This is a genomic window from Paenibacillus sp. ISL-20, from assembly GCF_018613005.1.
Lineage (GTDB): Bacteria > Bacillota > Bacilli > Paenibacillales > Paenibacillaceae > Paenibacillus_AQ.
This window is the reverse complement of sequence record NZ_JAGGRD010000019.1, coordinates 1-16210: the sequence shown is the minus strand read 5'-3', so window position 1 is coordinate 16210 and position 16210 is coordinate 1. Positions and strand designations below refer to the sequence as shown.

The window sequence follows — 16210 nt, the reverse complement described above, 5'->3', positions numbered from 1 at the left end:
AGGAAGAAACCTGAAAGTCCTATGTCCAGCATTTATTATATGATAGAATATTTATAAGGGTTTCACTTATAAATATAAATTAGCTTATTTTTCATAAGTTGAACGGGGGAGATTTATGTCAAGTGATGTGAAGATTCTTACGCAAGTGAAAGCGGAGCAGCAGAAGCCGGAGAATCCCAAGGCAGGCTCAACCACCTTGAAGCTTCTCCGTCGTCTGGTGTTCTTAACTTTCGGTGCGATATTGATGGCAGTAGGGCTGGAGATCTTTCTGGTACCCAACAGAATTATTGACGGGGGAATTACCGGTGTATCCATTATGGTTTCCCATATCACCAATGTTCCGCTAGGTGTATTCCTGACCTTGTTCAACCTTCCATTTTTATTTATGGGATATAAACAAATCGGGAAAACCTTTGCATTATCCACGCTGTTCGCCGTAGTGATCATGTCCGTTGGAACTTATTTTCTACATCCCGTTGATCCGATCACCATTGACCCGCTGCTTGCGGCCGTGTTCGGCGGCGTTCTACTCGGAATCGGGGTTGGTCTTGTTATCCGGTCCGGCGGCTCCTTGGACGGAACGGAAATCGTGGCTATTCTGATCAACAAAAAAACGCCGTTCTCTGTCGGTGAAATCGTGATGTTCATTAACGTATTTATTCTTGGCAGCGCAGGATTTATTTTCGGTTGGGATCATGCCATGTACTCGCTGATTGCTTATTACCTGGCGTTTAAACTGATTGACATTACAATTGAAGGCATTGATCAATCCAAATCGGTTTGGATTATCAGTGATAAGCATAAGGAGATCGGTGATGCCCTGACCCAACGTCTTGGGCGCGGTGTAACCTATCTGGAGGGAGAGGGCGCTTATTCCGGCGACAGCAAGAAAGTTATCTTTGTTGTCATTACCCGTCTGGAAGAAGCGAAGCTCAAATCCATCGTAGAAGATTGGGATTCCCAGGCTTTTGTTGCCATCGGGAATATCCATGATGTGAAGGGTGGCCGCTTTAAGAAGAAGGCCATTCATTAATACACCAATATTCCTATGTTCCACCCGTGTTAAGAGTTAACACGGGTGGAACATTTTTTTGTTTAAGGGACATCTGCGTGCAAGCGTAGTGCCTTCTTCTCCCGCCCATATTGACGGATGATTCTCGTCATCGCTTGCGCAGCCGCGGATTGACCGACAGCCTGGTTAACGGTTCCGGTGAAATAAAGTCCTGATTCAGGGTGATGGAAGGCAAATGCGCCGGATTGACCCCAATGACCGATGAGTCCTCGTCTCAAGCCAAATGGAGAAAGCGGCTGTCTTGAAATGCCGGTGCCATAGAAAAAGGGGCCAGGTGCCCAGAGAAAGTTCCATTCTCTTTGGAGTTCCTCCAAATCACCTATCGGAAACAACTCCCCGTTAAAAAAGGCCCGCAGGAAAGTCATCGTTTCCCTTGCCGTTGAGACGATGCCGCCTTCCGCTCCGATTGACGCTATGTACTGAGGAAGGTCCAAACGCTTCTTCTTATAATAGAATGGAACGGGAGTCGTATCCTCCGGGTTACGATAGAAATACGTTAGTGTCAGATTCAGTTTGTCGAAGATGTATTCCTTGAATACGTTCTGAATGGAGTCACCCTTAATATTCTCGATGATCTGCCCAAGCAGCCGATAGTTGATGTCGGAATATTGAGCTTTTTTCTTCTGTCCCGGTTTGAACTTAGGCTTTCGCCGTCTGACTGCATTCATTGTTTTGTCCAGACTCCAAGCCTGATCATGCCCGGCGATGAGTTCCGAGAAGACGTCTCCGGAAAAATAGTCCGGGATGCCTGACGTATTGGACATTAACTGTTTGACGGTGATTTCTTCGGTGTAATCCTCAAGGGAGAGTGATTGCTTCTGGTCCTCGACGCACAAAACCGTGCTAAACACATTTCTTTTATTGGCGATCTGAGCCAACCATTCATCCAGGAGCGACTGCTCAAGGGCTCTTCCCATTCTCCTTATACCTCCCATAAATCCTAATTTATCCATACTTTATGCAGATTCATGCCTCCTGCTGTTTCCGCAAACGAGCGGCACGTATGAAATCTTCAGCGGCTTCGTCCATCATATGGATCATCCTGTCATCATCCACGCTCTCCGTAAACAAATCATTGGCTAGCATGACACAGAGACCTGTCTGAAAGGTTTGCATTTTCAAAAAAATCGATTGCAGCTCCTGATCAGAAAACCCCGCAAAGCGTTGCTGGAGTTTTATTTGTAAATCCAGTAAAACCCACTTATAATAAGAACATATGTTTGTTAAAATATGAAATAGTTCAACATACAGCAGTAAAGGATCAGAGGGGAGGAAGAGGAGTGGCTCGTACGTTATATGAACGGATAACTACCAAACAGACTTTAAACAGAGTGAAGGAAGAGAGGATGCCCTTCGATTGGTCCATCAATCCGTACCGCGGATGCGGGCATGGCTGCAGCTTTTGTTATGCCCGCGCTTTCCAATCCTTTATCGGCATGGGAGCGGAAGATGAGTTTCAGCACCATATCTTTATGAAGTCGAATGCAGCCGAAGCGCTTGAGAAGCAGCTATCGAGTGCGGCAAGGAAGTTTGATCATGATATTGAAGCGATGCGGAGATATATTGGACAGGTTACGATCGGTACGGCAACCGATCCGTACCAACCGATCGAGAGCAAGGAGGGCATTACGCGGGAGTGTCTGAAGCTGCTCGCTAAATACCGCATCTCCACAAGCATTACAACGCGCTCTCCGCTCGTACTCAGGGATATGGATATATTGACCCGAATGGAGAATGTGTCTGTCAACATAAGTCTCAACACGCTGAATGGGGACATCATCCGGAAGCTGGAGCCGGCATCGCCCCATCCGGAGGGCAGGCTCGATACGATCCACCAATTATCGGCTGTAGGCATAAGAACGGGCTTGTTTGTGGCGCCTGTGCTGCCCTTTTTGACGGATAAGGAGTCAGAGCTGAAAGATCTCTTGTTGCAGGGGAAGGTAAGGGGCGTTTCTTTTGCCATGATCTCGTTATTGAGACTCTCGCGCGACGTGAAGAAATGGTACATCGAAACACTTAAACACCAGTTTCCCGAAGTGGTTCAACCGTACCGCGAGTTATATGGACAGGGCGCATATGCTGAAGAGCATTACGTGCGTTCCTTCAAGTCGATGGCAGCCAGGCTGCTGAACGAATATGATCTGTACGGACTGACCACGGGTGCATCTGCTGCTGCCGTGAGCAAGTCCGGGACGATCGTAAGCAGGACTTCTCAAGAGAACGGGACGCAGGTTGAAGGCGCTCGCGAGCATCTTCTTTCAGTGGGGGACTTGGTTGCTCCTGCACAGCCAAGGAAGCTGCCGCAACCGGCAGTGCCGGTCTCCTGGGAGGAGCTTATGCCGGATATTGAGCAGCTATCCTTTCCTTTTTGATGCTCCCTTTCCTTGGGGCTTCAGATGTCGGATGACGTTCTCTATCGGTTGGGGAGGCAAGGTCTGAAGCAGGTCGCCCTTCTCTCTTAGCCGTTCTTCGATATTCAGCAGATGAAAATCCGTGGGAGAAACATCCTGACGGACCTCGTCCCAAGTGAGCGGCGTGGAGACGGTCCCCAGCCGCCGGGCCCGTGGGGTATAAGGAGCGGCGAGCGTCCTTCCGCTGTAGTGCTGAAGATAATCAAAGTAGATTTTATCGCCGCGATTCTTCTTAAGTCGTTCGATGGTGAACAGTTTAGGGAACTTCTCCGTCACATATTGCCCCACGAATTGGCCAACCGTGCGAAGTTCATCAAACGTAATGCCTTCCGGAATCGGAACGATGATCTGAACCCCGGTAGCTCCTGAGGTTTTCGGGACGGAGGACAGGCCCAAGGAGCTCAGCACGTCCCCTACAATCGAAGTCGCTTCCATGATCCGCGGCTCTTCCGGCAGCGTTGGATCCAGATCAATCATCCATTCGCAGGGCAGATTGCTGCCTGCTATGTGCAGTGAAGGATGAAACTCAAGCGCAGCCAGGTTCCCCAGCCAGAGCAGCTCCGGCAGTCCGTTGAGCAGCACGTAGTTAATATTTTCGTGCACATAGGTCTGCACAAAAGACGGCAGCGGCTCCGGCGCATTTTTCTGATAGAAGGATTCGCCCTCGGCCCCGTGCGGATATCGGATGGTCGTGAGCAGTCTGCCCCGGCAGTACCGGAGCAGGAACGGGGAGATAGCCGCAAGCTTTTGCAGATACATCGCTTTAGTAATGCCGACTTCCGGCCATAGCGGTTTGTCGGGATTCGTAATTTGAATCTCCTGTCCCTCGATCATTAGGGTCCCTTTGACGGTACGAGCCATATGGTTTACACCCCCTCAATCGATACGAGTTTGGGATGGCGCATCATGCCATCCTGACTCCATTCAAGAAATGTGACCTGAACGGAAAGCGGCTGGCTAAGCCAGGCCAGCTGTTCTTTCTTCAGGTCGGTATGGAGCGTACTCCATATCGCATCAGCACGATGGCTTTCGGCATATTGCAGCAGCCGCTTCTTCGTCTGCTCATTAAGCCCCAGGGAAGCCCGGCCAATGTAGTTACCGTCGTCATCGGCAATGACGAGGCTGGCGACACGGCCTTCCCTGATAATCATGGCGACGGCGGAGGCTGTCATGTTCACGGCGATCTTTTTCTTGTACCAATCCCGATGCTTCTTGCCTTCACGATAAGGAGAGGAGAGGCGCTTCATCACAATGCCCTCCCATCCCCGTTCTTCGGCCCAACTCCATAAATGCTCGCCTTCAAGAAACAGATCCGCGGTCAGCAGGCCCGGAGTGTCGGAAACGATCTCCTTCAGGCGGTGGTGTCGTTCAAGATATGGCAGCTTGCGCATGTCTTGGTCGCCGTCCACCAGAATGTCAAAGAGGACATAAGTAAACAGAGGAGCGTTCGTGCTGACCGCACGTGAACGCTCCCGCTGAAGAACTTTCTGAAACACGGGACGACCAAGCTCCGGATGAAAATAGACAACCTCGCCATCCAGAAGAAGACGCCGTTCTTGCAGTCCGGATAATGCCTGAACGACTTCGGGATATAGAGATGTTTTATCGAGCAACTTGCGGGAGTATAGCGATACACGGTTCTGGTCAAGTCCGGCCAGAATGCGCACGCCGTCCCATTTCAGCTGATAACCCCAATCCTCACCCGTCGTGATCTGATCCGTCGAGATCGGTGCCATCGGCTCTTTGGGCAGCAGATTCTGCAATTGTCCCATACGGATCAGGATGTCGAGTCGGATTTCTTGGATTTGGTTGTCCGGCGCTTCGGCTTCGGTGTGTCAAGCTCGCCTTCCCCGCCGCTCACCTTGGCAGCCGGTTCTTTGGCAGCCGTCTTCCGGGTTGGTTTACGCGGCTTTGGTTTGGTGCCAGGATCCGTTCCGATTGGCTTTACCGCTTCGATGCTTGCCTGGAGGGCCGCCATCAGATCGACAACGTTGGTCTCCTGACGGGCAGGCGCAATCTTGATCTCTTCGCCGGATACTTTGCTGTTGATCAGATCCAGCAGACGTTCCCGATAATCATCCGTATATTTCTCAGGGTCAAAGGGAGTCGACAGCTGGTCAATCAGCAGTTTGGCCATATCGAGTTCCTTGGAGTTGACCTCGGTTCTTTCAGGCAAATTCGGGACCTGGGAGATCGGCCGGATCTCATCCGGGTAGAAAATCGTCTCGATCGACAAGCATTCATCGAGCACCCGGATCGCGGCCAGACTGCTCTTCGAGCGAATAGCGATTTTGGCGATGCCGATTTTGCCTGACTGCTTCATCGCTTCCAGCAAGAGCCGGTATGCGTTTGCACCTGCTTGATCCGGCGAGAGATAGTATGTCTTTTGAAAATAAATCGGGTCAATTTCGGTCAGATCCACAAAGTCCAGAATGGTAATGTTTTTGCTGTTCTGCTCCGCCAGCTGCTCCAATTCCTCTTTCTCGAACAGCACGAATTTCCCCTTCTCATACTCGTACCCCTTCGTAATTTCCTCCCAGGCAACTTCCTCTTCACATACCGGACATTTGCGGATGTAAGAGAGGGGGCTGCCGCACTCCTTGTGAATGTACCGCATCGAAATATCCTTATCTTCCGTAGCCGAGAACATCTTGACGGGCACGTGCACCAGACCAAAGCTGATCGCGCCCTTCCAAACCGTATGCATTCTATGAAACCTCCTATCAAATTCTAATATGTTTGGGTATGACTGTGTAGTAACGCAATAAACGACTACTATTAGTGTGCCCAAAAAAGACTCTAGTATGAGTTATAGCTCAGGATTGCATAATTAGAACCCGTTTGTGGCATATTGACGATGAACTCTGCCTGTATAAGGAGGTAATTTTCGTTATGATGGAGCCTAGAGAAACCGAAACGTCGGAAGAGATACAGAAGGACAGAGCCTCGGATCATTCCGCTGCAGAACCGGTGAACGGGGAGATGGTGGATTGGAACAGCCTAACTTCGGAGGAGAGCGAGATCTCTCGGGAATCTACGATGTTCGATATTGACCGGATGATCAACGAAGGCCTTGGCGGAGGCAATGTCACCCTGGATAACGGGCTGATCGGCCCTTCCACAACCGATACGATGGACGTCGTGGACGAATCGCCAAGAAATATGGAGAAGGAGGACTAAACGTATGGAGATACAGAGAGCCGTGGAGATTTTCAACTCCAAGGATACTTACAAGGTCAACCTGGGAGGGGAGTCCGTGTGGATCGAGCATGTGGATCAGCAGAACGGGATGGCCACCGTTCAGGTTGGTTCCCGTCCTACGAATACACTGACTGTGAACGTAGACCGGCTGAAAGAAGGCGAATAGCTTATTGTAGGTGCTCTTTAGCTCCGTCTAATCGGTTAATAAACACGAAAAACACACCTTGTACGGGTCCTATATCGTTGGAAACCGGATAAGGTGTGTTTGTGTTGACTACGTCGTTAACGAATCCCTCTGAAAAATAATCGGATATCATCAGCCAGCAAATCAGGAGCTTCCAATGCGGCGAAATGGCCGCCTCGGTCGAATTCTGACCAATGCAGTATGTTGTACTGGCGCTGAGCCATGCTCCGAATGGAAAGGTCCTTGGGGAAGACCGCCACGCCCGTGGGCACCGAGGAATAGGGTGCTGGAGCTCCCCAATTACTGGAGCTTTCTTTATAGATTCTTGCAGATGAGCCTGCTGTAGCCGTGAGCCAATAGATTGAGACATTTGTAAGAAGGAGATCGAGATCAACCGCATCCTCAGGGAGATCTGCCGTTGGATCTGTCCATGCCTTAAACTTCTCCACAATCCATGCCAGCTGACCAACCGGGGAATCTGTTAAGCCGTAGGATAGTGTCTGCGGTCTGGTTGCTTGAAGGACGGCATATCCGGACCCGTCAAATCCGCCACCGGCTAATTCCCCATAGCGCAGCTGCTCTGCAGCCGTAAGGTTCTCGGTTTCAGCAGGATCTCCGGTTGGGAACATCGACAAACCATTACAATGAACGCCAATGATACGTTCTGCAGCGATCCGGCCAAGTTCAGTAGAAACCAAACACCCGGTATCTCCACCTTGAGCTCCATAACGTTCATAGCCCAAGCGACGCATTAATTCATCCCACGCTCTAGCTACACGCTCGATGTTCCATCCCCGTTCCGTTGTATGCCTGGAGAAGCCGAAACCTGGAAGGGAGGGGATCACGAGATGAAATGCATCGGACGGATTTCCACCGTACTTGCCTGGGTTGGTGAGCGGTTCAATCATATGTATAAACTCTACAATCGATCCTGGCCAGCCATGGGTAACGATTAGAGGCAGTGCATCAGGCTCAGGGGAGCGAACATGCAGGAAGTGGATATTTTGTCCATCGATGGTGGTCGTGAATTGAGGAAATTCATTCAGCATGGCTTCATATTTACGCCAGTCATATGAATTCTTCCAATAAGTTCATAGCTTCTTTAGGTAAGACAGCGGCGTGCCATAATCCCAGTGGTTATCCTCCAGATCATCAGGCCAGCGAGTACGGGCCAAACGTTCCTTAAGATCAATCAGGTCCGATTCCGGAATTTGAATGTGAAAGGGAGTTATAGTTGTTTCAGAAAAAGGGGCTGTGTTCGGTATGTTTGTTATATTCATTGTCATCCTCCTCAAGGTTTTTATCATGGTTTATCTTTGTTCTGGTTTAACTATAAGGCTTGATCTTTGACTACATCGTGTCAGTGTTTGATACCTGGGTTGACGTTTCTTTTCTCATCCCAAACTTAAAAGCGAAACTCATGTTCTTGCAGCGGCTTGGGAGGACCGATATAATGAAGATCAAGTATTTTAAGATATGGGCAAAATAAGTAAAGGGTGGGTTATCAGTGAACAATGGCCGTACGGAGGGCCGGTTTCGAATGAGTTCAAGCAGTCTGGAAGAGACGGAGCAGCTTGCTGCTTGGCTGGCCGCTAGGGCAAAGCCAGGGACTGTCATCGGCTTGGACGGAGATCTTGGAGCAGGAAAAACGGCATTTTCCCAACAATTTGCACGGCACCTTGGTGTGAACGGGGTTGTGAATAGCCCGACATTTACGATTATTAAAGAATATGAGGGGCGTCTGCCGCTCTACCATATGGATGTGTACCGTTTGTCGATCGATGAAGCGGATGAGCTCGGGCTGGATGAGTATTTTTTTGGCGAAGGGGTTTGTCTCGTGGAGTGGAGCAGCCTGATCACCGAGCTTTTGCCGGAGCGTTATCTGCATATCCAGCTTGAAACGACAGGCGAAACTCACCGGATCATCACACTTTCAAGCCAGGGCGAGCCCTATGGCGAGTGGTGCCGGGATTTGAATGAAAAATGGGGTAGCTGGAATGAACAACAATGACACGAAGCCGCAGCAGCGGTTTTTGGCGCTGGATACGTCTACGGCATCGCTGGCGGTATCCGTGATGGAGCAGGACAAGCTGCTGTCGGAAGTGAACACGAATGCGGACCGCAACCACTCGGTGCATCTGCACCCGGTGATGGCACAGGCGCTTGCGGAAGCAGGCCTCGGCATGGACCAGATGGACGGCATTGCCGTAGGAGTAGGTCCGGGTTCTTATACGGGGATCCGGATTGCGGTAACGGCTGCCAAAACATTGGCATGGGCTAATCACATCCCGGTTGTCGGGGTATCCAGCCTGCATGCCTTGGCATGGGGGGGCTTGAAGTCCGGATGGCATCAAGCCGAGCCGAAGAAGGGATTCCACTGGGTCATTCCGCTGCTGGATGCAAGACGGGGGCAAGTGTACACGGCATTATTCGCTGTCGATTCAGAGAGTCAAGAGGATGCGCCGATACGTATGGAAGCAGACGGTATTCGCCTAATGCAATCCTGGGTGGAGGCCTTGCAGGAACGGATCAGCAAGCTGCCTGAAGAGGAGCGCCCGGTTTGCCTTTGGTTTACTGGGGAAGTGGAGCTTCATGCCGAAACCGCCCGCGGGCTTGAGCCTGGGTTTGGAGACGGGCTGCATATTCATCCGTATTCGCTTGAAGGCCGCTGGATGGGGTACTTGGGAGCAGCCAGGTTGCTCGCCGGGGAAGCGGATGATGTGCATACACTGGTGCCCAATTATACACAGCTTTCCGAAGCGGAAGCGAACCTGCTGCGTAAGCGGTGAAGGGAGCGTTGGATTCGTCATGGATCAGCAGAAGAAGCCGGTAGATGGTGAAGACGGTTTGTCCTTTCGGTTGATGACCCTGGAGGATATTCCGGAGATTCTCGTGGTGGAGCGCGAAGCGTTCACCGTGCCTTGGACCGAGGAAGCTTTTCACAATGAGCTGAAACTGAATCATTTTGCACGTTATATGATTATGGAGTACGAAGGCAAGACGGTTGGATATGCAGGCATGTGGACGATCGTTGATGAAGCACACGTTACGAATATTGCGCTGCTGGAGCAGTACCGCGGACGCAAGTGGGGCGATCGACTGCTTACGGAACTGATGAAGACCGCTGCTTATATGGGAATGGAGAAAATGACGCTGGAAGTTCGGGTTTCCAATCACGTCGCCCAGCACTTATATACCAAAAAAGGGTTTAAACCAGCCGGTGTCCGGAAGGGGTATTATTCCGATAACCAGGAAGACGCACTCATCATGTGGGCAGATTTGCCCCCATATCGGGAGGACGATGGCGAGGAAGGAAGTCAAAGGCTATCATGAATGAAGAAAGAGTGGACCGGCAGCACAGCTGCATATTGGCGATAGAAACGAGCTGCGATGAAACCTCGGTTGCCGTTGTAAAGGATGGCTATGAGGTTTTGTCCAGCGTCATTGCCAGCCAGATCGAAACACATAAAGCTTTTGGCGGGGTTGTCCCCGAGGTGGCTTCCCGCAAGCATGTGGAGAGCATCACGCTAATTATTGAACAAGCCGTAGCTGAGGCTGGCATTGAAATGAAGGATTTGTCGGCGATCGCCGTAACGCAGGGGCCCGGTCTGGTCGGAGCGCTACTCGTTGGCGTTATGGCTGCTAAAAGCCTGGCGTTTGCACTTGGTAAGCCGCTAATCGGTACGCATCATATTGCGGGTCATATTTATGCCAACCGCTTTGTGGGCGATATCGCTTACCCTTGTATGGCACTGGTTGTTTCCGGCGGTCACACCGAGCTGGTCTACATGAAAGACGAAGGCAACTTTGAGTTGATCGGCAGGACGCGCGATGATGCAGTTGGCGAAGCGTACGACAAAGTGGCCAGAGCGCTTGGCTTCCCGTATCCCGGGGGCCCGCATGTCGACCGTATGGCATTGGAGGCCGAAGAGGTTGTGGAGCTTCCCCGTGTATGGCTGGAGCCGGATTCCTACGACTTCAGCTTCAGCGGTCTGAAATCGGCTGTATTAAATGTCGTCAATCAGAGCAAAATGCGTGGAGAGGAAGTCCGGACGGAAGCGATAGCCCGGGGTTTCCAGGAATCGGTGGTTGAAGTGCTCGTGGAAAAGGCGGTTCGCGCGGTCAGAACATATGATGCCAAGCAGTTGCTGCTGTGCGGTGGCGTTGCCGCTAATCGCGGGCTCCGTAAAACATTGGCTGAACGTTGCGAGCAGGAAGGGATATTGCTGACGATCCCGCCATTTCAGTATTGTACCGATAACGGAGCGATGATTGCCGCCGCGGCGCATCTGAAATGGAAGCAGGGGAGCTTTACGTCGCTCGATATGAAGGCCGACCCGCAAATGTCGCTGGAACTTTGGGCGCAGTCACTAAGCTAAAGCGTCTTGACACGTCTCTATATAGGACGTATAATCTTGATCAAATTCCAGAATGTTGAAACGCAAAGAACAGGACCAGTAAGGTGAACCTTGGATAAAGAGAGCTGCGGGACGGTGCAACGCAGACGAGAGGGCCTGAACTCACCTGGGAGCGGAGCAGGGGAACCTTGCGCAATGAAATGCCGATCAGGCATGGATTGATTGCGGAGTTTGACCTTGTTACGGGATGGCCTCCGTGAGAAAGGCTGCGTACAAATCATTTGTGATTTGGCGATGGAGGGGGCTTTAAAGTCCGGGAACAGCATGAACCCGGGAGCTTAGAGTCAACAAGAGTGGTACCGCGATAGGATAGCCTGTCGTCTCTTGAATAAGAGATGGCAGGCTTTTTTGCATGCTTATTAGGCTGCTAATGCTTTGATCAAGCAGCAGTAGGCATAACAGCATATCGTATAAACGCGATGAACGGGAGCAGTAAAAGAGAGCTGTCTACAGAGAGCTACGGGTTTGGTGTAACGCAGCGGCAGCAAGCTTTGAATCTCGCCCGGGAGCGGAAGAGGGGAACAGCACGCATCGGGAATGGAGCAAGACAGACCAATGACGATGAATGCAGCCGTACTCTCTTACGGAGTTTCCTCCGTCATCAGGATGTCCATTCTCTTCATGTCCAGCCGGTATGAGGAGATCATGGACGTGAGTGGACGTGTATATGTCGCGGCAGAACAGCTGCGAACGAGGCGCGTCAATTAGAGTGGTACCACGGAGGGTGTTAGCCCGTCGTCTCTTTTATGAAGAGATGGCGGGCTTTTTTGCTGCCGGCAGCAGCAGGGTGGGATGCGGACGCAAGTCGACGTGCGGACGTAAAGCGAACATATCGAGCAGATGGGACAACAAGCCCGTAGGAAATCGGGTCATACCATAACCAAGGAGAGTATACAAAAATGAGTGAATCCATGAGAACCATCCAAATATTCGATACCACATTGCGGGACGGGGAACAGGCACCGGGAGCAAGCCTGCACCCTGAGCAGAAGATTGTGCTGGCCGGAAAGCTGGCGGAGCTGGGCGTTGACGTAATGGAGCCAGGGTTCCCGGTGTCTAGCCCCGGGGAGTTTGCCGCTGTACAAGACATCTCGAGACAGCTGCAGCAGGTGGAGATATGCGGATTCGCACGTGCTGTGAAAGGAGATATCGATGCTGCCGTCAAGGCCACCCAAGACGCGGCCAGAAGGCGAATTCATCTGTTTATTTCGTCTTCCGACATCCATCTTCGCCACCAGCTGCGCATGAGCCGACCGGATGTGGTAGCAAGGGCACGTGAGATGACAGCTTATGCGAAGCAGTTCAGCGACGTGGTGGAATTTACGGCGATGGATGCCTCGCGCACCAGCATTGATGACCTGATTGAGATGGTGGAGGCCGTCATTGAAGAGGGCGCAACGATTATCAATCTGCCCGATACGGTTGGATATGCGCTTCCGAATGAATATGGTCAGATGTTCCGACGCGTGCGGGAAGGCGCCCGTGGCGGAAAGACGGTTGCCTACAGCGCCCATTGCCACAATGATCTCGGTCTGGCTGTGGCCAACAGCCTGGCTGCGATTGAAAACGGTGCCAGCCAAATCGAGGTTACCGTGAATGGGGTGGGCGAACGTACAGGCAACTGCGCACTGGAGGAGCTGGTCATGGTTCTATCTACCCGGGGTGACATCCTGCGGGCGGAGACGGGTATTACGGCCGAGAAGCTGTATGAAGTATCCCGTCTCGTTAGCGGTGCGATGCATTTTCCAATTGCCTTTAATAAGCCTGTGGTCGGTCGGAACGCCTTCCAGCATGAATCAGGCATCCACCAGGACGGTCTGCTGAAGGATCGAAGCACCTACGAGATTATGGACCCGGAAAAGCTGGGGATTCCGCGGAGCATGATCGTGCTGGGCAAGCATTCCGGTCGTCATGCGCTTAAGGATCGTCTTGCCAGGTACGGTGTCCAGCTCGATGCATCCGAAATGGAGTCCTTGTACGATACCTTCAAGGAGACGGCTGACTGCCTGAAGGTGGTCAGCGATGATCAGCTGCTGCAGATGGTGAGCAGCACACTAGGCAAACCGGCCCAAGTATATGAGCTGACCGAGGCGCAGGTCATTTCGGGAACGGGCAGCAGCCGGGTTGCGGCTGTCACGCTGCGTCATCTGAGCGAGCAAACGGAAACAACCTACTCCAGCGTGGCGGACGGTCCGGTGCAAGCCGTTATTTCGGCGATCAGCCAAGGAATTAGCAGTGCCATCCGCTTTGGCGATCTGGAACTTCATTCGTTAAGTAGCGGCGAAGATGCGCATGCCGAAGCGGCGGTCACGGTTGAGAAGGCCGGCAAGATCTTCCGCGGCACGGCCGTGCACCAGGATATCGTTATGGCCGCAGGTCTGGCATACGTTGCTGCATGCAACTCGGCGTTGATGTCGGTCTAGGCGAGGAAGCTGAGCAGGGAACCTTAGCGTCTCCACTTCGATAATTTGACACAAGCGACCTTCCGAATTGCACTGAGGAAGGTCGCTTTTTTCAAGATCTAGCTCAATATAACTGGCTAATAACAAGTGGTAAGTCTATATAGAAGGCTATTATATAAGACATATAATTCTGTCAAGTTGTGAACAACGTTATCCACATATTCGCCGAAAAATGTGCATAAGCGAGAAAAATGTCGATAAATCGGTCTTTTGCAAGATGCTGAAAAGAGGGGACAGGATTTTCAATTTCTTCGGTGGAAACTGTGGATAATGTGAATAACTTAGTGGATAAAGTTGGATACAGGACCGAAGATGCGCGAATAACAACAAAAAAATGGCCATTTCGGCCATTTTCATGGTAAACTTATGCACCATTATTGGGGATAAGTTTGTGCATAAATGCAAAACTCCATTTGAAACACTTTTGTGAATTTTTTTTAAGCTTCCAGCAATGACTCCCATTCGGCAAAAATTTGCTCAAGCTGACTCTTTTTCTCCTCTAACGACTGCTGGCGTTCTTGGAGTGCCATATAATCCTGATAGATCTCCGGCAGCGTCATCTCGGTCTCGAGTTTGGAAATGTCCGATTCCAAATCATGAATTTGCTCTTCCAGACTTGTGAGCTTGCGCTGACGGTTTCGTTCCTCCCGCTTTGCTTGCTTCTCGGCTTCAAAAGAAACGGCCCCCTGTTTCTCGACGGTAGCTTCAGCTTTCCCTTCCTGTTTCAGGGTGTGACGAGCAAACGGCTCGGAAGGTTCGTCATTCATATCGAGAATTTCCTGCTTTTTCTCCGTATAGTCGTCATAATTACCCAGGAAATGTTGAATGCCGTCCGGATGAAGCTCGATGATGCGCTCGGCCATTTTGTTAAGGAAGTAACGGTCATGGGATATGAACAATAAAGTGCCTTCGTAATCTATTAGTGCCGATTCCAGAACCTCTTTTGCAAATAAGTCCAGATGGTTCGTCGGCTCGTCCAAGATGAGCATGTTGGCTTCCAGGAGCATCAGCTTGGCAAGTGAGACGCGTGCCTTTTCCCCGCCGCTTAAGGAACTGATCTTCTTGAGCACATCTTCGCCGCTGAAGAGGAAGTTGCCCAGAACGGTGCGGATGCGGGATTCCTCCATATGAGGATAGGTGCTCCATAGCTCTTCCAGAACGGTATTGCTCGGATTAAGCTCGGATTGCTCTTGATCGTAGTAGCCGATCTTCACTTTTGTCCCCCATTGAAGCGATCCCGCCGATGGCTTCAATGTACCGATCAGGCATTTAAGGAGCGTCGATTTGCCAACCCCGTTGGGACCGATCAAAGCTACGGTTTCTCCGCGGCTGAGATCAAAGGAAACCTGTCGGAACAGTGGCTTGTCCTGCTCGAACGCAAGCGACAGATCCCGCACATGAAGCACGTCTTTACCTGACATATACTCGGCTTCAAAAGAAAAATGCGCTTTTTTCAGATCCCCCAGCGGTTTGTCCATCCGTTCCATTTTATCCAGCGCTTTGCGACGGCTCTGTGCGCGCTTGGTCGTAGAGGCCCGGACCAGATTTCGCTGGATGAAGGTCTCCATGCGGGAGATCTCATCCTGCTGCTTCTCGTATTGCTTCAGCTGGGATTCGTATTCCGCTGCCTTCAGCTCAATATACCGGCTGTAGTTGCCCGTATATTTTTTGGAGTGACGGCGTTCGATTTCAACGATGGTCGTCACGAGACGATCCAGGAAATAGCGGTCGTGGGAAACGACAAGCAATGAACCGGAATAGCCGCGCAGATAATCCTCCAGCCAGGTGAGGGTCGCGATATCCAGATGGTTCGTCGGTTCATCCAGCATGAGCAGGTCGGGTGCCTGCAGCAATATTTTTGCAAGGGCCAGCCTTGTCTTCTGCCCGCCGCTTAATGTGGCAATGGAGGTGTCTGGCGAAAAGCTACCAAATCCCATGCCGTGAAGGACGCTGCGGATACGTGTTTCGATCTCATAACCGCCCTGATCCTTGAACCAGTCCGAACGGATCGCATAACGATCCAGAAGCTCCTGGTATTTCTTTGGATCCTCGCTTGACTTCGGGTCGGCAATTTGTTCCTCCATCTGACGCAGCTCGCGCTCCATCTCCAGAAGGGGAGTGAATACATCCAGCATCTCGTTCCATATCGACGAATCGGACTGAAGTCCGCTGTTCTGGGCAAGATAACCGACGGTCGTTTCCTTAGCTTTGAAGATTTGTCCGCCATCATAAGACATCTCGCCAGCCAAAATTTTGAGCAGGGTCGATTTCCCGGCTCCATTGACTCCGACAAGGCCGATTCTTTCGCGTTCAAGCACCTGTAGACTGATCCCGTCCAGCACGGGCGTAACTCCGTATAATTTCGTAATGCCATTGGCTTGCAGCAGCATGTTATGTGAACCTCCATCATTCTATATGTTTGTTCGATTAATTCTTCATTATAAGAAAAACCTCTACCGACG

General features: G+C 51.2%; 16 protein-coding genes, 1 pseudogene and 1 other annotated feature. Of the genes and pseudogenes, 9 read left to right on the top strand and 8 right to left on the bottom strand.

The features are described 5' to 3' along the window. Positions 1 to 115: 115 nt before the first annotated feature. Positions 116 to 1033 (top strand): YitT family protein, encoded by a 918-nt coding sequence (locus J7E85_RS11130; RefSeq protein WP_215157778.1) that lies wholly within the window; start codon positions 116 to 118, stop codon positions 1031 to 1033. 62 nt (positions 1034 to 1095) lie between these two features. Here the strand turns inward: J7E85_RS11130 and J7E85_RS11125 are convergent, their stop codons facing one another. Beyond that, positions 1096 to 1989 (bottom strand): serine hydrolase domain-containing protein, encoded by an 894-nt coding sequence (locus J7E85_RS11125; protein ID WP_215157776.1) that lies wholly within the window; start codon positions 1987 to 1989, stop codon positions 1096 to 1098. A 49-nt stretch (positions 1990 to 2038) separates the two neighbouring features. Continuing rightward, positions 2039 to 2194, bottom strand: coding sequence for a hypothetical protein (locus J7E85_RS11120; RefSeq protein ID WP_251035649.1), 156 nt, complete (start codon positions 2192 to 2194; stop codon positions 2039 to 2041). A gap of 158 nt (positions 2195 to 2352) precedes the next feature. Here J7E85_RS11120 and J7E85_RS11115 point away from each other — a divergent pair, with 158 nt between their 5' ends. After that, positions 2353 to 3444, top strand: a complete 1092-nt coding sequence (locus tag J7E85_RS11115; protein ID WP_215157774.1) for an SPL family radical SAM protein — start codon at positions 2353 to 2355, stop codon at positions 3442 to 3444. On the opposite strand, the gene ligD is transcribed toward J7E85_RS11115, so the two are convergent. From ligD to ku, 3 genes are read right to left on the bottom strand one after another with little or no spacing between them, the layout of a single operon-like run. Next, positions 3427 to 4344, bottom strand: coding sequence for a non-homologous end-joining DNA ligase (gene ligD / locus J7E85_RS11110; protein WP_215157772.1), 918 nt, complete (start codon positions 4342 to 4344; stop codon positions 3427 to 3429). The genes J7E85_RS11115 and ligD overlap by 18 nt on opposite strands. Before the next feature lie 5 nt (positions 4345 to 4349). Next, positions 4350 to 5255 carry an ATP-dependent DNA ligase gene (locus J7E85_RS11105; protein ID WP_215157769.1) on the bottom strand — a complete coding sequence of 302 codons (906 nt, stop codon included), beginning with the start codon at positions 5253 to 5255 and terminating at the stop codon, positions 4350 to 4352. 5 nt (positions 5256 to 5260) lie between these two features. Further along, positions 5261 to 6190 (bottom strand): non-homologous end joining protein Ku, encoded by a 930-nt coding sequence (gene ku, locus J7E85_RS11100; protein WP_215157767.1) that lies wholly within the window; start codon positions 6188 to 6190, stop codon positions 5261 to 5263. Positions 6191 to 6375: 185 nt separating this feature from the next. Between ku and J7E85_RS11095 the strand changes: the two genes are divergently transcribed. Continuing rightward, the gene (locus J7E85_RS11095; protein ID WP_215157765.1) at positions 6376 to 6663 is read left to right on the top strand and encodes a hypothetical protein; all 288 of its coding nucleotides are present in this window, start codon (positions 6376 to 6378) and stop codon (positions 6661 to 6663) included. Between the two features lie 4 nt (positions 6664 to 6667). After that, positions 6668 to 6850, top strand: coding sequence for an H-type small acid-soluble spore protein (locus J7E85_RS11090; RefSeq protein ID WP_076324721.1), 183 nt, complete (start codon positions 6668 to 6670; stop codon positions 6848 to 6850). A gap of 116 nt (positions 6851 to 6966) precedes the next feature. Here the strand turns inward: J7E85_RS11090 and J7E85_RS11085 are convergent. After that, positions 6967 to 8148, bottom strand: a pseudogene (locus J7E85_RS11085) (epoxide hydrolase family protein). A 260-nt stretch (positions 8149 to 8408) separates the two neighbouring features. Between J7E85_RS11085 and tsaE the strand changes: the two are divergent. Genes tsaE through tsaD form a run of 4 tightly spaced genes read left to right on the top strand, consistent with a single transcriptional unit; the run spans position 8409 to position 11247 of the window. Next, positions 8409 to 8879: a tRNA (adenosine(37)-N6)-threonylcarbamoyltransferase complex ATPase subunit type 1 TsaE gene (gene tsaE, locus J7E85_RS11080; RefSeq protein ID WP_215157763.1), complete on the top strand. Its 471-nt coding sequence runs from the start codon at positions 8409 to 8411 to the stop codon at positions 8877 to 8879. Further along, entirely contained in the window at positions 8866 to 9657 is a 792-nt protein-coding gene (gene tsaB, locus J7E85_RS11075) for a tRNA (adenosine(37)-N6)-threonylcarbamoyltransferase complex dimerization subunit type 1 TsaB (protein WP_215157755.1), read from the top strand. The genes tsaE and tsaB overlap by 14 nt, the downstream gene beginning before the upstream one ends. 19 nt (positions 9658 to 9676) lie before the next feature. Beyond that, complete coding sequence (gene rimI, locus J7E85_RS11070; protein WP_215157753.1) at positions 9677 to 10201, top strand: ribosomal protein S18-alanine N-acetyltransferase; 525 nt, start codon at positions 9677 to 9679, stop codon at positions 10199 to 10201. Further along, positions 10198 to 11247 (top strand): tRNA (adenosine(37)-N6)-threonylcarbamoyltransferase complex transferase subunit TsaD, encoded by a 1050-nt coding sequence (gene tsaD, locus J7E85_RS11065; protein ID WP_215157751.1) that lies wholly within the window; start codon positions 10198 to 10200, stop codon positions 11245 to 11247. Before rimI ends, tsaD begins: the two co-directional genes overlap by 4 nt. Before the next feature lie 449 nt (positions 11248 to 11696). Next, positions 11697 to 12032, top strand: a binding site (T-box leader). Here the strand turns inward: tsaD and J7E85_RS34560 are convergent. After that, positions 12031 to 12159, bottom strand: coding sequence for a hypothetical protein (locus J7E85_RS34560; protein ID WP_285228811.1), 129 nt, complete (start codon positions 12157 to 12159; stop codon positions 12031 to 12033). (Overlaps the previous feature by 2 nt.) 26 nt (positions 12160 to 12185) lie before the next feature. Here J7E85_RS34560 and J7E85_RS11060 point away from each other — a divergent pair, with 26 nt between their 5' ends. After that, a complete protein-coding gene (locus tag J7E85_RS11060; protein WP_215157749.1) occupies positions 12186 to 13709 on the top strand; it encodes a 2-isopropylmalate synthase in 1524 nt (507 codons plus the stop codon). A gap of 476 nt (positions 13710 to 14185) precedes the next feature. Here the strand turns inward: J7E85_RS11060 and J7E85_RS11055 are convergent, their stop codons facing one another. Beyond that, the gene (locus J7E85_RS11055; RefSeq protein ID WP_215157747.1) at positions 14186 to 16138 is read right to left on the bottom strand and encodes an ABC-F family ATP-binding cassette domain-containing protein; all 1953 of its coding nucleotides are present in this window, start codon (positions 16136 to 16138) and stop codon (positions 14186 to 14188) included. Positions 16139 to 16210: the final 72 nt, after the last annotated feature.

What these genes read in the sequence shown, in the direction of transcription:
- J7E85_RS11130 (WP_215157778.1), top strand. Translation starts at nt 116, where the DNA reads ATGTCAAGTGATGTGAAGATTCTTACGCAAGTGAAAGCGGAGCAGCAG.
- J7E85_RS11125 (WP_215157776.1), bottom strand. Translation starts at nt 1,989, where the DNA reads ATGGGAAGAGCCCTTGAGCAGTCGCTCCTGGATGAATGGTTGGCTCAG.
- ligD (WP_215157772.1), bottom strand. Translation starts at nt 4,344, where the DNA reads ATGGCTCGTACCGTCAAAGGGACCCTAATGATCGAGGGACAGGAGATT.
- J7E85_RS11105 (WP_215157769.1), bottom strand. Translation starts at nt 5,255, where the DNA reads ATGGGACAATTGCAGAATCTGCTGCCCAAAGAGCCGATGGCACCGATC.
- ku (WP_215157767.1), bottom strand. Translation starts at nt 6,190, where the DNA reads ATGCATACGGTTTGGAAGGGCGCGATCAGCTTTGGTCTGGTGCACGTG.
- J7E85_RS11095 (WP_215157765.1), top strand. Translation starts at nt 6,376, where the DNA reads ATGATGGAGCCTAGAGAAACCGAAACGTCGGAAGAGATACAGAAGGAC.
- J7E85_RS11090 (WP_076324721.1), top strand. Translation starts at nt 6,668, where the DNA reads ATGGAGATACAGAGAGCCGTGGAGATTTTCAACTCCAAGGATACTTAC.
- tsaE (WP_215157763.1), top strand. Translation starts at nt 8,409, where the DNA reads ATGAGTTCAAGCAGTCTGGAAGAGACGGAGCAGCTTGCTGCTTGGCTG.
- tsaB (WP_215157755.1), top strand. Translation starts at nt 8,866, where the DNA reads ATGAACAACAATGACACGAAGCCGCAGCAGCGGTTTTTGGCGCTGGAT.
- rimI (WP_215157753.1), top strand. Translation starts at nt 9,677, where the DNA reads ATGGATCAGCAGAAGAAGCCGGTAGATGGTGAAGACGGTTTGTCCTTT.
- tsaD (WP_215157751.1), top strand. Translation starts at nt 10,198, where the DNA reads ATGAATGAAGAAAGAGTGGACCGGCAGCACAGCTGCATATTGGCGATA.
- J7E85_RS34560 (WP_285228811.1), bottom strand. Translation starts at nt 12,159, where the DNA reads ATGACCCGATTTCCTACGGGCTTGTTGTCCCATCTGCTCGATATGTTC.
- J7E85_RS11060 (WP_215157749.1), top strand. Translation starts at nt 12,186, where the DNA reads ATGAGTGAATCCATGAGAACCATCCAAATATTCGATACCACATTGCGG.
- J7E85_RS11055 (WP_215157747.1), bottom strand. Translation starts at nt 16,138, where the DNA reads ATGCTGCTGCAAGCCAATGGCATTACGAAATTATACGGAGTTACGCCC.